Origin of the sequence: Brevibacterium atlanticum (genome assembly GCF_011617245.1) — a bacterium.
GTDB lineage: Bacteria > Actinomycetota > Actinomycetes > Actinomycetales > Brevibacteriaceae > Brevibacterium > Brevibacterium atlanticum.
Genome location: NZ_CP050152.1, coordinates 368,741 through 383,347, shown reverse-complemented (window position 1 = coordinate 383,347; position 14,607 = coordinate 368,741). Strand labels below are relative to the sequence as shown.

Below are 14,607 nucleotides of genomic sequence, written 5' to 3'. Positions count from 1 at the left end.
GACATCGTTGTTAAGAGTCAAACTTGTGTCACAGTCGCAGGCTCGGCGGCTCGTTTAAGCGCAGGCAAGCGCGACATCCCGTCACATTGGACAACGACGGGAAACTAAGTATTGCCTAGCACCAACCCGAGAAATTTTGTGTCTCACCAATCCACGAAGCCGATCACCCCCCTCCGCGTGGGTCCGGCCCTGCCGCCGATCCTCACCAGTTTGTTCGAGGTGATTTCATCTCGTGCGGAAAGCTGAAGAGCGAGAGACCATCGGTCTAAGCAGCGGGAGCACATGTGCCGACTCAGTAGGAATCTGCAGAGCACGCCTTATATGGATCATCTCTGCCCGGATCGGCCGAAAATTCAGGTCGTTCAAAGCTCAACGCACTGGCAGTGCGAGTTGCCGAAAGAGCCCCGTAAAGATTGCGTCGTTGGATTCAGACGTCGGCTTTCGGAAGTCGTCTGACATCATCCAACGTCAACTCACTGTTCGACTTGAAGAGCTCTGCCATGCGGTCGGCATCGATCTTACCGTCCTGAGCTAGCCGTATCATCTCAGTCCAAGCCAGCATTCCGATCACAGAGCCGGGGCTGTCGACGCGATCAGCCAAGCCGCGAACACGATGTTTCGCGCCTTTCGAAATGGATCCCGCTATGAATACCCAGAAACTCAGCGGAGCGCCCGGCACTGCCCGATATGTTTCTACGTACTCACGCATCGCTCTCTCGTGCTCTGAAGGAAGCGAGTATTCGCCACTATAGGCCTTGGTGTCGACGATCCCTCTCCAAGCGTCTCGCTTGGTCACTACGACGTCCGGCTCACGGCCCGATTGCCCTACGCACTCCGCTTCCAAGTTGAAGATGCGTCTGAAGATCTCGGCAGTCGCCCTTTCGAAATATCTCGGAGCTGATTTGTCATCGGAGAACACAAGCGATTGATAGTTGCTCAGAAACGAGTCGAGTGTCCTGTCCGTGCCAAGCACCTTCTTCGCTGCAACTTCGACTTCGGAATATTCGTAGCCCGTCTCCGCGACTAGTCGCGAAATGATGTCGGACGTCGCGCCATCGACCAACAGCTCGGTAGCCGACCAGCGTGTGAGAACTGTCGTCACTCGACGCGCGACGAATTCCGACTGTGTCACGGTTCTGGTTTGCGCGAGATTGCGAGTGTCTTTCGTCTTTCCCGGCGGCAATCCATACGACCGTTGAAATCTGTCGGCGTCGAACTCATGTCGGATCGGCCGGTAAGTGCCGTATAGGTCGAGAATGCTTTGAGCTTCATCTGCCGCATCCGATGGAATGAAGATGGATCTCTTAGCGCGCTCAATGACACCAACCATCTCCAGCCAGTTGAACGCTGTATTCGCTACATCCGAGAACTTCTTCTGCAACGAATTGTAGGTGTCTCCATTTTTCCCGTACTTCTCGACATAGATCTCTTCGTCAATGTCGTTCTCCCGATAGTCCTGAATCAGTTCTGCGATTCGATCGGCGTCTTTGGGCGAGTCGCCTGTGCCCTCCACGATCACGACGAGTGCAACCTCGTCCTGGGTGACATAGCCTCCGAGCCTCGGGTGGAGCAACAACCTCAGAAGCAGGACGAACGGTCGCAACCTGAACCGATCGGAGATGTCGACGTGCCTGGACACAGAGTAAGTCGACGGGTATTGGAACCGCATCACCTGATGTTTGAGAATTTCGGTCGGACGTGTTCCTTCTGCGAGCGCAAGCCCAGCCAAGGTCAGTTCGAGCCTGCCAGTCTCGGCCGAGTCGAACGCCAAACCCAGGCTCCTCACCAACGTCGCGTGGGTGCGTCCCCCGGAACCACTGTTATCCCTCCGCTGACCACGGCGTTTGATTCCCTCGCGTTCAAGCACGTCTTCGAAAGCGATATGTCGTTCACGATTGCCAGACCATTCAGTGTGGCCCGCGGCCTCGTGGAGCGCGGCAACCGTCAGGGGTAAACGGTAGAGCTTTCGCTGCGGCCTGGTGAACATCCAGTAGTTCTTAGACGCCATTGCCTCGTACTTCCCGTGCCTGCTTCAGTCACACTTGCGGCATGTATTTCTTCAATGAAGGTTCGACATGAGGATAGTCGACACCGGCGAAACTATTCAGAATAGCCTCGAAGATCACCTTCGCCCCTTTCGGCGGCACCGCCATGCCGATCTGTTTGCGAACCGATTCCTTGTTCCCTTTGAATACGAAGGTGTCAGGGAAAGTCTGGAGGCGCGCACGTTCGCGATTGGTCAGTGCCCGAGGCTCTGACCAATGGTAGATGTGAGTGCCGCCCCCACCAGATCCAGTCACCGTGTACGAGGGCTTGTCAGAACTCAACCGGCGATAGATTGATGAAAGTTTGGTCCGAGTGTTGATCCTGAGGTGTTCGGGCATGTCGGCGACCCAAGCGTTGCCTCCGGCAGGTATATGATTCAGTCGATCTATCACTCGCTGCGACTGTCGTGTCGGCTCTTGATTGGCGGCCCACGCGGGGATACCGGAGAGTGCGGTGCCCGCAGTCACATCTGATTGAGCGAACACATCCGGGCTGGGAACCTTGTATTCGACGTCCAGGTCCTTTCGGATTCCCACTACGATCATTCGGTGCCGTGATTGGGGGACTCCGTACTCTTCGAACTTGTAGTAGTGCGGATAGATCCGATAGCCGACATCAACCATGTCAGCGAAAATCTTTCGAAGTGTGGATCCACCGTCCGCGCGAATTCCACCAACGTTCTCCGCTAGAAACCAGTCTGGCTGGAAACGTTCTAGAGCTTTGATTCCATAGGTGTACAGAGGGCCGAATTCTCCGTCAAACCCTTTCCGCTCTCCGACGAGGCTGAAATCATTGCATGGGAAACCAAACGAGAGGCCGTCGATGTCACCTAACTTCGCTAACTCTTCATAGTCCAGCTTGCGGATGTCAGCGTGCACTACCGATTCTGCGTCTTCATCACCGACGATATTAGTCGCATAGGTTCGGCAGGTGTCTTCATCGTAATCCGTGGCCCATTGATGGACGATTTCACCGTGCTGATTCGAAGCGAGACGCGCGCCGACACCCAGCCCGCCCGGCCCTGAGAACAGTTCGCCCATTCTGAAAGTCTTCAATGAGGCGTCTTGCGGACGAGTCGTCCTGTCCTCTTCCATCTGCACCGTCATCTCGAACGCCCTTCTCCCTGACCTTGACCATGTCGTCGCTCTGCACCGAAAGGTGCACTGAACACTCTTTCCGTGCACCTGGTACCGCACGCGGCAACACAGGACCATCTTAGCTTTGACCTGCCGTGTGCGCAGCTCAGCTTCCTGTACCTGATGAGCATATGTCTCGGTCCTGACACGGACTGATAGTTCGGCCCCATCCTAAACACCTGCCTATCTCTTCGAGGCGTTTGGAGTACGCAGCCTCTTGCCCAGGCGCAACATGATCAGGTCCTCACAATGGCCGATGAGGTTCTCATAGCACAGCCACTCACGGGCAGGCAGATACTCGATCAGAATTCCGGCCTCAGCAATGAAGTCGGTCGCAGTCCATGCTCAAGTTTGCTGGGATGCTCTCACGGTCTCGGCCGATCTACCTGCGCCCCGATACTCGCTGTCGTCCTTCCGAAGTGCTACTTGAGAGCCTGAATGAGAATCGATGCGCTTGCGAACCCAACCGGACGGGCCGCCTCGCCGATGTCTGTGCCCTCCGCGACGACACCGCCGTGTACTCGCACAAGCGGGCGATGCCGGGAAATCTCCACACTGCCGAGCGTAGAGACGATTACAGTTGAGACCTGAGGGCGCACCGACCGGAGAGACGCCCGGCGTGCCCAAGGAGGTCGAAATCACCATCGTCGACACTCCGAATGCCCGCGCCAATGAGCTGCCATCCGCGGAGCTCAACATCGCAACCGTACTGATGCTCACCGAGGAACTCGCGTCCCCCACCCTTGAACAGTTTCAGGACGATTTCATCACCGGCGGATGCCCCTACAGTCACGCCGAACGATCATCGACCGTCGATGGCGGCCCGCCCATCACCCTCGTCGAACAAGACCCCGGCAGCACACTGACCGCAACGCAAAGGAGCACCACATGACGGCCCGAATCGATCCACAGCTCTTCGACCCCACACGCTGGGAAGGTCTCCTCGCCGATATCGCCCGCCGGCACGAAGTGCCCGGCATCGTCGCCGGTGTCGTGCACGTCGATCCCGTCTCCGATGCAGAGCAGCGGTTCGTCGCAGCCACCGGGATCTCGAACCTCCGCACCGGGGTCGCCACCGATCGGACCACACTGTGCCAGATCGGTTCGATCACCAAACTCCTCACCGCGACGATGATCATGCAGCTCGTCGACGAAGGGAAGCTGGACCTGACCACCCCGGTCTCGGAGATCCTTCCCGACCTCAGCTTCGCCGAACTCGACCCCGCCGAGCTCACCGTCAAGAAGTATGTTGCCACTTTGTCAGAGGCGAAATCCCTGTTCAGCCCGGGCACCGGGTTCTCCTACTGCAACTCCGGCCTCGTCATCGCCGGCCGCATCATCGAGGTCCTCGACGGGGTGACCTGGGATCAGGCCCTGCATTCCCGCATCTGCCTACGCCTGGGCAACGAGCACATGTTCACCCTGGCCGAAGACATCCTGTCCCATCGACACCAGCACGGTCACGTCGCGATTCCCGGCACCGACACCTGGATGCCTGCACCGGTCTCCCAGATCACTCGCTCCATGGGACCTGCGGGACTGGTGACCTGCAGCGCGGACGATCTGCTCGGCTTCGGTGCCGCCGTCCTGCGCTCAGGACGAACCAGCACAGGCGTGCCGATCCTCAGCGAAGAATCCCTGCGTCTCATGTCCGAACCACGGCACACCCTCATTGATGAGGCGACATCCACCGCACCTCAATGGGGGCTGGGCTGGATGCTCGACGAGTGGGAGGGCCAGAAGCTGCAGTGGCACGGGGGCACCACCATCGGCAACAACGCATGGTTCCAGGTCCTGCCGGCGTCCGGTCTGACCTTCGTCGTCTTCTGCAACGGCGGCATCGCCTCGCATGCCGCCGCCGAGATCTACGGTGCCTTCGCTCGCACCTTCGCCGGAATCGACGCCCCTCCGGCGACCCGGCCCCGATCGGACCGTCCCGCGGTCACAATTCCCGAGAGCCGCCTCGGCGATTATGCCGATGCGAGCACTGCACTCACGGTGGAACGGACCGATGACGGCACCTATCGAGCGCACATCAGCACCTCCCTCGGTGAGGGCGACGAGGCGCCGGTGCAGACGATGGATCTGCTTCCGTCCGAGTCCGACACCTTCGTCCTCGGCCGCCCCGATGCCCGCAGCGCCTGGATGCCGCTGGCATTCGCCGAGGTGGACGGTCGGGAGGTCGCGTATGTGGGCATCCGCTGCCTGCCGCGTGCCGAGGCCGGACCGGACTCGACGGACACGGATGAGAAACCGGCTGACGCCCCCGCTTCGAAGAGCTGAGCATCAGACCGACGCTCTTCTTCACAGGTGGACGGTGATCCGGCCAGTGGGATCGCTGAGATCGGCGATGCCCTCATCCGGGACGGTCGCGTCACCGAGGTGGGGCCAGCCCTGCGGCATCCGCTCCCGGTTCCGACGCCTCGCTCAGCCCGCGCCTCCGCCCTCGATACGCCCCCGGCGTCATCCCGAAGTGCTTCTTGAAAGCCGGGACGAAACTCGACGCGCCAGCGAATCCGACCGATCGGGCCACTTCGTCTAGGGCCATTCCGGAATCCAACAGTTCGAGTGCCGCGGTCAGTCGCGCAACCGCCGTCCACTGCTGGAAGGTCAGCCCGGTCTCGGCCAGGAAGATCCGGCGGAGCGTCCGTCCAGACACCCCACGCGCCCTCGCCCACTCCGATAGAGACTCTCGCCGCCCCGGCTCGGAGGCCACACGGTCGGCCACGGCGCGAGCCACGGGATGGGTGGGGTAGCGCAGGGACGGCACGGCAGCCTCGGCGTTTCCGAGAGCATCGAGCAGGACCGCCCTGGCGCGCAGTCCGGCCTCGACTCCGTTGTCCTCGACCAGGTGCTTGAGCAGCCCCCGGACAAGATCGTCCACGTCGACTCTGCGAGGAGCAGCGAAATCCGCCCGGTCGATCCCCACCCGCAGATAGGCGCAGTACATGGTCCCCGGCCCCAGTGCGGCGATGTCATGCACTGTCCCCGCGGGGATCCACATCGCCTGGGTCGGAGGAATCACGGAGAACTCCTGATCGGCGAAGACCCCCAGCAGCGCTCCGTCGAGCCAGGTGAGCTGATGAATGTCCGGCTCGACATGAACCCCGAAGCTCCCCTCGCGGTGAACGGTGTACCTGACGAGCCGCAGCCCCTCTCGAGTGCCGGTGCGGTAGTGCCGGGAGACGAATTGGAAATCACGATCCTCGACGAGGCGGTCGAATGACCACGAGGATTCATCGAGCATCGTGGCTCCTTTCATCGCCGTTGTCCGCTTTACGCAATCCTGTCCGTTCTCAGCAATTCACTGCCGGTTCCTAAGGATAGGCTAAATTACGCTTCGCTGAATGCGACTTCGTCTGATGCCATTTCTGACCCTGAGAGATCCCATGCGCCCTGTTTCCCTCCTCCGACCGCTCCGCACCAAGCCCGCGGCCGCCGTTGCCTCCCTCGTCCTCCTCTTCGCACTCGCCGGCTGCGGCGGCTCCTCGGAGACAGCGGAATCCGCGTCGACGCAGTCCGCCGGGACGACCGAATACCCACTGACGCTCGAGACCCCCTACGGCTCGACCACACTCGAGAAAGCACCGGAATGCGTCGTGGCCATCGGCGACCTCGATGATGCGCTCTCGCTCGGCGTCATCCCCGTCGGGTCGTTCAAACCCGCCGGCGACGCCGATGAACTCTATGACTACGAGCAGGAGGCCCTCGAGGAGGCGAAGTCGACGAGCCCCGTCAAGAAGATCGACAAGCTCTTCGACCCCTACGCCGACCTCGACTTCGAAGCAATCGCCGCGCTCGACCCCGATGTCATCCTCGCCGCGAGCTACTGGGACCTCGAGAAGAGCTATGACACACTCACCGAGATCGCTCCCGTCGTCGCCCTCCCCAAAGGAACAGACTCGACATGGGAGAATCGCCACGAGGTCGTCGCCCAGGCTCTCGACCGCGAGCAGCAGGGCAAGGACAACATCGCCGCCGTCGAGGATGCCTTCACCAAGGCGCGGAAGGGCAATCCCGAATTCGCCGACCTCACCCTCAACTACGCGGTCGTCTACCCCACCCAGGTGACCTACATGTCGGTTCCTGACACCGAGGCCTCGTGGTTCTTCACCCAGCTCGGGTTCCAGCCCGGCCCCGAGCACGGGAAGTTCGGCAAGGAGTATCCGAAGGACGTCGTCAGCGAGGAGCAGACCTCCCTGCTCGACGCCGATATCGTCGTCATCGGATACCACTCCCTCCTCGAAGACGGCCAACGCGAGAAGTTCGAGAAATCCTCGCTCTTCCAATCACTGCCGGCGGTGAAGAACGGCACCTACATCCCGCTGCCCAAGGGCCACGACTCCTCGATCCCGCAGCCGGGAGTGCTCAGCTCCCTCGATGACCTGGACGCGGTCCTGCCCCTCCTCGAGGAGACGGCCCCGAAGGCCTCGTGACCTCGGCGCTTCCGCACCGTCGGCATCGGAGCCGGTGAATGCACACGATCGTGCATTCACCGGGCTCGTCGACGATGTCGGTGACCTTCACCGTCGATGAACCCGATCCCCTCACCGCGGTGATCCTCGACATCGATTTCCTCCTCCACCCCTCGTGGCCCGACCTCGATCACCTCGTCCTGCGCCCGGCAGGCGAGGCGATCTCCCCGCGATCGCTCACGGTCGAGCTCCCCTCGGATCTCGAGATCACCTACCGCTTTCTCCGCCGCCCTCTCCCCGACCGAGCGGCACACACCCCCGCACCAACGCTCGACGACCTCCGCGCGCTCTGCGCCACCGGTCGCCCCGACCCGGATGTGCTCGACCGCATCGTCAACCCTTTCGGTTCCGAGGTCACCTCGTCGGTGCTCACAGGTCCCGATGCCGCCGACGGTCATCCCGCATGGAATCAGCGTGGGCAGTCGTCCCCGGTCACCGTGAGCAGACTCCGCACGACCAGCGGCCGAAGCGTGACCCTCGTCCACGCCTCCCCCGAGCGCATCACCGACCGCATCACCGACCTCGTCGTCGTGCTCGACGGCGACGTCTGGGTCGACAGCCTCGAGCTTCCCTCCGCGGTCCGACGGTGGAAGCGGCCAACCACGGCGTTCGCCCTCGTCTCGACGCCTGACCGCGAGAACCTCGCCGATCGTCGCTTCATGTCCGCATCGATCACCGAGGATGTCCTGCCCACCGTGGGCGGCCACCTCGGCGTCGGGCCGGGTTCGGAGGTGACGGTCGTCGGGCACAGCTACGGCGGCCTTGCAGCGGCCGGGCTCGCGTGCGATCAGCCTGATCTCTTCAGCAGCGCGATCATCGGATCAGGGTCGTTCTGGTACCGCGACAGTCACGATGCCCGCGACGACGCCGGACCGGGAGATCTCACCTCATGGCTGCGCACGGCTCCGTCCACCATGCTGAGCGGCTCGAGGTTCCTCCTGCACGTGGGCCGCGAGGAAGGCGGGATGATCAAGCAGTCACGGATGTTCGCCGAGGCGGCAGAGTCCTCCGGCGCCGAGGTTGAACTCAGTCTCTATCCGGGAGGCCATGATTACGCGTGGTACCGGCATGCGCTCTTCGATGCGCTGGACGAGCTGAAGCGATCAACCGGGTGAACGCTCGACTACCATCAGTTCCGCCGACCAGCGTTCATCGCCCACTCCCTGCCGGTCACCCGCGCGAGGAGAATCGATCGAGCGCCTGCCGATGATCACGACTGAAGGAGATCATCGCCTGCGACCGGATCTCGATCTCCATGTGCTGCTCGAGGCTGCCGCCGCCGAAGCTCGCATTGAGCAGCTCCTTTGTCTGCCGCAGCGATTCGGGCGAGAGCTCAGACATCTGGTCGGCGAGCTCGAGCGCTCGCTCCACGGGATCCTCGGCAATCTCGTTCGCCAGCCCCCACCGCTCAGCAGTGTCGGCGTCGATGACCTTCGCAAGGTTGAACGCCTCGGCCGCCCGACCGATTCCGATGATCTTCGGCAGGAACCACGACAGCCCCATGTCCCCGGGAGTCATCCCGATCCGAGCGAAGACAGGATTGAACTTCGCATCGGGTGCCACCACCCGCAGGTCAGCGGCAGCGGCGAAGGCGAAGCCGACGCCCACCGCATGACCGCGTACGGCAGCGATGATCGGCTGCTGGATCTCACGCATGCGCGTGACCGTCTTCCACGTCCTGCGCATCTCCCCCAGCCGCTCGGTCGGGGTCTGATGCGGATCCACCGCGACGCGCATGTCCTTTCCGCTGCAGAAGCTTCGCCCGGCACCGGTGAGAACGACGACCGAACACGAGTCGTCCTCACCGACCTCCTCGAGACGACCTCTCAGCGCCATGAACATCTCCGTGTTCATCGCATTGAGGGTGCTCGGATCGTTGAGCGTGATAAGAGCAACCGGCCCCCTCTGTTCGAGGAGAACCCGGTCATCGGTCGAAGCGGACTCACTCATGCCGACCTCATCCCTTCTCGGCTCCGACGATCGCGACGAAGGAGACGCATTCCCCCGGCCCTCCGCCGAGGTTCTGCGTCAGCCCGTACTTCTTTCCCCGCTGAGCGATCCGCCGTTCCTCGGGCGCTTCCCCGCGCAGCTGCAGCCAGCACTCGAACAGCATCCGCAGCCCCGAGGCGCCGATCGGATGCCCGAAGCTCTTGAGCCCGCCGTCCGGGTTGATCGGCAGTTCGCCGTCGAGGGCGTACTTGTCCTCCAGTGCGTCCGACCAGGCCTGCCCCCGCTTCGAGAACCCGAGGTCCTCCATGAGCAGCAGCTCGGTCGGGGTGAAGCAGTCGTGAACCTCGCACATCATGAGGTCCTCGAGCGGTTCCTCGATCCCGGCCTGGGCATAGGCATCGGTCGCCGACTGCACGACCTCTTCGAACGAGGTGTAGTCGAACTCCGGATCCGTCGTCCCAGTCCCCGGCCCCGCTGCGAAGGCGAGCGCCTTGACGAAGAGCGGATTGTCCGAATACTCATAGGCGTCCTCGGCGCGGACGATGATCGCAGCCGCACCGCCGTCGCTGACGCCGGCGCAGTCGAAGACCCCCAGCTCACCAGCCACGCGAGGACTGTTGCGGATCTTCTCCTCCGGAACCTCGGCGCGGAACTGGGCGCGCGGATTCCTCGCCCCGTTGTAGTGGTTCTTCCACGCCGTGCGGGTCATCGCGGACTTGAAGTCATCGCGCGAGACCCCGTACTTGTTCGCATAGGCCGGCGCGAGCATCGAGAACCTCGCCGGCGCAGTCAGGGTCCCCAGCGTGCCGGCATTCGGCGGCTCCTCCCGGTGCAGACCCGAATAGCCGGAATCCTTGAGCTTCTCAACCCCGACGGCCATCGCCACATCGTAGGCGCCCGACGCCACCGCATAGCAGGCGTTGCGGAAGGCCTCGGACCCGGAGGCGCAGAAGTTCTCCACCCGGGTCACCGGCTTGTAGTCGAGCTTGAGCGCAGCCGAGAGCGTCATCCCGGAGAACCCCGAGGTCAGCGTCCCCAACCAGTAGGCGTCCACGTCGTCCTTCGTCACCCCCGCCGAGGCGAACGCCGCCTCGACGGCGTCGACGGCGAGATCCGCAGTCGACCGGTCCCACCGTTCGCCGAAGTCCGTGCAGCCCATCCCGACGATGGCGACCTGATCCTTGATTCCATGCGACGACATCGTCGACCCTCACTTCCCGTCCCGGCCGATGGGCGCGGGAGTCTCATCCGCCCCGAGCAGAGGGCGGGCCTTCCAGAAATAGTTGCTGATGCCTGCCGCCTCGCTCATCACCCGGAATGTCATGATCACGCGCTGACCGATGGCCACCTGGTCCGGGTCGGCGTCGGTGAGCTGACATTGGAACCGACCTCCGCCGTCGAAGTCGATGACCACGCCGATGACCGGAGGGGCGGGGCTGAAGGCGAGATGGTCGATGGTGAACGTCGCGATCGTGCCGGGCACGTCGGCCATGGCCACCTGCTCCATCGCATCGACGGCACCGCAGCGCAGACATACCCGCTGCGGCGGCAGGTTCCTCGTCCCGCAGGAGGTGCAGACATCCGCCCGGAACCCGAACTTCCAGCTCAGCTCCCGGTGGGAAGGAGGTGCCGTCGCCCGGGAGGGTGCCGGTCGCCTGGGCCCGAGCTTCTCCAACAGTCCCTTCCAATTGAGGAAGTCGGTATAGCGCAGCCCGTCGTTGCCGGCGGCCACCTGTGCACGCACGTTCACGGCCTGACCGGCGCCCCCGGTGTCTGTGACCCTGAGAATGAGCGTCTCCGCACCATCGGCGAGCAGAGTCAGCGCAATGACATCCCCGCCCTGCGCACTCTCGATCGCGTCGATGAGCGCGACCCCGGCATGGGCGACGCCGAGGCGGCCGATCCTCGAGGTGAGGTCCTCGGCCGCCACTCCGGCCGCGCCGACGGCTCTGACGACCGAGCGAACGGCTCGCGCCGAGAGCCCGGTGCACACATGAGCGCTGATCTGCCCGGCTTCGAGCCCGGCCTGGGCCAGTGCCGCCGCGGCCGATTCGACACCGAGACGGTGGTAGATGTCCTGGCCGAAGCGTTCCTCCCAGGTGCTGGCGAAGGCCTCACCCGGGGCCTTCCAGCGGTCGAGGAACTCCTCGGTCACGCTCGCCCGGGCCAGGAGTTCGACGGCAGGGGCCCCGCCGTCCTCAGTGCCGACGACGAAGGCCGCGGCACCGTCGCCGAGGCCCACCTCGTCGGATGAACCGGCCGGACCGACGCCGACGTCGGAGAGCACGACGAGGTTGTCCCCGGGCAGGCGCATGGCATTGATCAGTGCGGCCAGACCGCTGCGCTCTGCCCCTCCGACGTCCATCGCCGAGGTCGTCGCCGGCAGTCCGAGAGCGGCATGGACGGCAGTGGCGTTCGTCTTCGCCCCGTAAGTCGGGGAGCCAGTGGCGAGAGTGAGCGAGGCGATCCGCGACCGATCCGTTTCAGCCAGGGCCGCGCGAGCGGCTTCGAGGGCCATCGTCGTCGTGTCTTCGTCAAAGCCGGCAACGCACCGCGCGTTCTTCTTCGGTCCCGCTCCCAGGGCGTCGCTGACGGTCTCACCCGTCAGGCGCCAATAGGGGATGTGAGTTCCGAAGGCAGTGATTCCGCTGGGCAACTGCAGACTCCTTCATCCGAGTTCAACGATTTCAAAAATATATGATCGTTAACTCTATGGCAAGAGTCGACAGCATTCATCTCACTTCAATCGTCCCCGAAGAGAACGTATTTGGAAATGACAGTTAACATCTGCGCGAGATTGTCGATGGCGACCAGCCGCCGGTTGCGGACGACGTTGTTGAGCACCGAGAGCATCGCCCCGACACGCACTCGGGCCGAGGAGAGGCTGAGACCCTCGACGGCGTCGACGAGCAGATGGGCCATCTCGTCGAGGTTCGTTCGCCGACTCTGCCGCGCGGCCACGGCCTCCTCCCGCGGCAGGGACGTAGCCAGGTAGAGATTGAGACCGAACAGCTCCCAGCTTTCGGCGAAGAGTGCCCCGGCCCGCTGTGCGATGTCGTCCAGGGCCTCCCGCGGTGTCGAAGAGCGGGCGATGGCCACGGCGATGGCCGCGCGCATCTGTTCGGCGCTGCGTTCGACGGCAGTGGACAGGATGCTGTCCTTGCTGTCGAAGTGCCGATGGATGGCCGAGGCGCTGACACCGACCTCGGCGCCGATGTCCTTGAGAGTGACCGCGGTGAACCCCCGATCGGCGAAGAGCCCGATGGCCGCGGCGAACACCTCCTCGCGTCGATTGTGATGGTGGAGCACGCGCGCCCCGACATCGGCATGGCGCGCGCCGGGGGCGGGCACGGGCAGGGAGAGCAGCGACTTCGACGCTGCCAGTGCCATGGCCGACCGCGCCGAGCGGCTCGCCTTGTCTGTCAGCGAGGCGTGGATGAGGATGCCCTCCATGGCGACCAAGCGGAAGCGGGCGTCATCGCGTCCGAGCTCTAGACCGTGCGCGGCCAGCAGCTCCTTCCAGCCCGCCTTGATCGGCCGCCTGGCCCGCAGAAGCTTCTCGGCATAGTCGCCTTCGAGCATGTGCCGCTGATTGGAGTAGGCATAGTATTCGTTCGGCCGGTCGATGGCGGAGCGGACGACGCCCTGGAGGATCGGCGCCTCGATGCCCTCGGCGATCGCCTCGTCCCACCGCTGCATGAGGGCGTCGAGGTAGGACTCGATGACTTGATCGAGGAGGTCCTGCTTGCCGTCGAAGTGCCGATAGATCGCCGGCCCCGAGACCCCCGCGGCCCGCCCGATGTCGTCGATGCCGACCTCGGAGTAGCCGCGGCGCCGGAACAGGATGGCCGACTGTTCGAGGATCCCCGCGCGCCTCTCCGCCGCCTTCGACGGACCTCTTCCTGCCTCGCCGACCACTTTGACCCCCTCGACTCCCTGCTCCGTGTCACATCACTTTATCGTGTTAACGCCTATTGACATTCTGAATCAAGTGTAACTAGCCTGAAAATCATCAGCCAGCGGTGCTCTGCCGGACATTGACCGTCAACACCACAATTGAGTCCAGAGCACCGGATAACGGATGTTTTGATTTCAAAGGAGAATGTCAATGGGTGATCTCACGGGCCGCACGGCCATCGTCACGGGAGCCGGACGCGGACTGGGGCGGGCGCATGCGCTGCGTTTCGCCGAACTCGGAGCCGGTGTCGTCGTCAATGACGTGGGTGAGGGGAAGGACTCGCCGGCACAGTCCGTCGTCGAGGAGATCACGGCCTCGGGAGGCAGAGCCGTCGCCCACAGCGGCAGCGCCTCGTCCTGGGACTCGGGGAAGGCGATGGTCGATCTGGCCGTCTCCGAATTCGGCGGCCTCGACATCCTCATCAACAATGCCGGCATCCTCCGCGACCGCACCCTGGCCAATATGTCCGAAGAGGAGTTCGATGCCGTCATCGACGTCCACCTCAAGGGTCACTTCGTGCCGCTGCGCCATGCCGCCGAATACTGGAAGAACCGGTCGAAGGCCGGTGAGACCGTCAACGCCGCTGTCGTCAACACCTCATCGGCCTCGGGACTCTTCGGCAACCCGGGCCAGACGAACTATGCCTCGGCGAAGGCCGGGATCGCGGCCATGACGCTCGTCGCCGCCCGTGAGCTCGAACGCTACGGGGTGCGCGTGAACTGCATCGCCCCGGCCGCCCGGACTCGCCTGACCCTGCAGACGCCGGGGATGGGTGAGCGCCTCGAAGCGCAGTCGAAGGCGGCGGGCTTCGACCTCTGGGCACCGGAGAACGTCACCCCGCTGGTGGCCTGGCTGTCTCAGGCGGACTGCACCGTCTCGGGTCAAGTGTTCAAGGTCAGCGGCGGCCACATCGGTCTGCAGCAGGGGTGGACGGAGACCGAGGTGCTCGACAAAGAGGGTGCGGCCTGGACGGAGGACGAACTCGATGAGAAGCTCACCTTCGCCCCGAACCGACCTGCCGACGCGACGACGACGATGTGAG

The 14,607-nt window shown here is 63.4% G+C and carries 12 protein-coding genes; 5 read left to right on the top strand and 7 right to left on the bottom strand.

All coding sequences use genetic code 11. From position 1 onward, the window contains the following. Positions 1–427: 427 nt before the first annotated feature. Together GUY23_RS01710 and GUY23_RS01705 are read right to left on the bottom strand one after the other, a co-directional pair. Positions 428–2,008, bottom strand: coding sequence for a PDDEXK family nuclease (locus GUY23_RS01710; protein WP_166969161.1), 1,581 nt, complete (start codon positions 2,006–2,008; stop codon positions 428–430). Between the two features lie 28 nt (positions 2,009–2,036). Next, positions 2,037–3,086 carry a DNA cytosine methyltransferase gene (locus GUY23_RS01705; RefSeq protein ID WP_228282654.1) on the bottom strand — a complete coding sequence of 350 codons (1,050 nt, stop codon included), beginning with the start codon at positions 3,084–3,086 and terminating at the stop codon, positions 2,037–2,039. 715 nt (positions 3,087–3,801) lie between these two features. On the opposite strand from GUY23_RS01705, the gene GUY23_RS01700 reads away from it, so the two are divergent. Together GUY23_RS01700 and GUY23_RS01695 are read left to right on the top strand one after the other, a co-directional pair. After that, a complete protein-coding gene (locus GUY23_RS01700) occupies positions 3,802–4,074 on the top strand; it encodes a hypothetical protein (RefSeq protein WP_166969159.1) in 273 nt (90 codons plus the stop codon). Next, complete coding sequence (locus tag GUY23_RS01695) at positions 4,071–5,465, top strand: serine hydrolase domain-containing protein (RefSeq protein ID WP_166969157.1); 1,395 nt, start codon at positions 4,071–4,073, stop codon at positions 5,463–5,465. The genes GUY23_RS01700 and GUY23_RS01695 overlap by 4 nt, the downstream gene beginning before the upstream one ends. Before the next feature lie 91 nt (positions 5,466–5,556). On the opposite strand, the gene GUY23_RS01690 is transcribed toward GUY23_RS01695, so the two are convergent. Continuing rightward, the gene (locus tag GUY23_RS01690; protein WP_166969155.1) at positions 5,557–6,429 is read right to left on the bottom strand and encodes a helix-turn-helix transcriptional regulator; all 873 of its coding nucleotides are present in this window, start codon (positions 6,427–6,429) and stop codon (positions 5,557–5,559) included. A 115-nt stretch (positions 6,430–6,544) separates the two neighbouring features. On the opposite strand from GUY23_RS01690, the gene GUY23_RS01685 reads away from it, so the two are divergent. Together GUY23_RS01685 and GUY23_RS01680 are read left to right on the top strand one after the other, a co-directional pair. Then, positions 6,545–7,618, top strand: a complete 1,074-nt coding sequence (locus GUY23_RS01685; protein ID WP_166969153.1) for an ABC transporter substrate-binding protein — start codon at positions 6,545–6,547, stop codon at positions 7,616–7,618. 38 nt (positions 7,619–7,656) lie between these two features. Then, positions 7,657–8,772 (top strand): alpha/beta hydrolase, encoded by a 1,116-nt coding sequence (locus GUY23_RS01680; RefSeq protein WP_166969151.1) that lies wholly within the window; start codon positions 7,657–7,659, stop codon positions 8,770–8,772. Between the two features lie 55 nt (positions 8,773–8,827). On the opposite strand, the gene GUY23_RS01675 is transcribed toward GUY23_RS01680, so the two are convergent. The 4 genes from GUY23_RS01675 to GUY23_RS01660 all read right to left on the bottom strand — a co-directional run bounded on the left by GUY23_RS01675 (position 8,828) and on the right by GUY23_RS01660 (position 13,525). Then, positions 8,828–9,607 carry an enoyl-CoA hydratase/isomerase family protein gene (locus GUY23_RS01675; RefSeq protein ID WP_166969149.1) on the bottom strand — a complete coding sequence of 260 codons (780 nt, stop codon included), beginning with the start codon at positions 9,605–9,607 and terminating at the stop codon, positions 8,828–8,830. Positions 9,608–9,614: 7 nt separating this feature from the next. Continuing rightward, a complete protein-coding gene (locus tag GUY23_RS01670) occupies positions 9,615–10,808 on the bottom strand; it encodes an acetyl-CoA acetyltransferase (RefSeq protein WP_166969147.1) in 1,194 nt (397 codons plus the stop codon). A 9-nt stretch (positions 10,809–10,817) separates the two neighbouring features. After that, positions 10,818–12,263 (bottom strand): OB-fold domain-containing protein, encoded by a 1,446-nt coding sequence (locus GUY23_RS01665; protein ID WP_208085435.1) that lies wholly within the window; start codon positions 12,261–12,263, stop codon positions 10,818–10,820. 86 nt (positions 12,264–12,349) lie between these two features. Further along, the gene (locus GUY23_RS01660) at positions 12,350–13,525 is read right to left on the bottom strand and encodes a TetR/AcrR family transcriptional regulator (protein WP_166969145.1); all 1,176 of its coding nucleotides are present in this window, start codon (positions 13,523–13,525) and stop codon (positions 12,350–12,352) included. Positions 13,526–13,715: 190 nt separating this feature from the next. Between GUY23_RS01660 and GUY23_RS01655 the strand changes: the two genes are divergently transcribed. Then, positions 13,716–14,606 (top strand): SDR family oxidoreductase, encoded by an 891-nt coding sequence (locus GUY23_RS01655; protein WP_166969142.1) that lies wholly within the window; start codon positions 13,716–13,718, stop codon positions 14,604–14,606. The last annotated feature ends 1 nt before the right edge of the window (position 14,607 follow it).

Coding starts and splice junctions, on each gene's coding strand:
- GUY23_RS01710 (WP_166969161.1), bottom strand. CDS start 2,008: ATGGCGTCTAAGAACTACTGGATGTTCACCAGGCCGCAGCGAAAGCTC.
- GUY23_RS01705 (WP_228282654.1), bottom strand. CDS start 3,086: ATGGGCGAACTGTTCTCAGGGCCGGGCGGGCTGGGTGTCGGCGCGCGT.
- GUY23_RS01695 (WP_166969157.1), top strand. CDS start 4,071: ATGACGGCCCGAATCGATCCACAGCTCTTCGACCCCACACGCTGGGAA.
- GUY23_RS01690 (WP_166969155.1), bottom strand. CDS start 6,429: ATGCTCGATGAATCCTCGTGGTCATTCGACCGCCTCGTCGAGGATCGT.
- GUY23_RS01685 (WP_166969153.1), top strand. CDS start 6,545: ATGCCATTTCTGACCCTGAGAGATCCCATGCGCCCTGTTTCCCTCCTC.
- GUY23_RS01680 (WP_166969151.1), top strand. CDS start 7,657: ATGCACACGATCGTGCATTCACCGGGCTCGTCGACGATGTCGGTGACC.
- GUY23_RS01675 (WP_166969149.1), bottom strand. CDS start 9,607: ATGAGTGAGTCCGCTTCGACCGATGACCGGGTTCTCCTCGAACAGAGG.
- GUY23_RS01670 (WP_166969147.1), bottom strand. CDS start 10,808: ATGTCGTCGCATGGAATCAAGGATCAGGTCGCCATCGTCGGGATGGGC.
- GUY23_RS01655 (WP_166969142.1), top strand. CDS start 13,716: ATGGGTGATCTCACGGGCCGCACGGCCATCGTCACGGGAGCCGGACGC.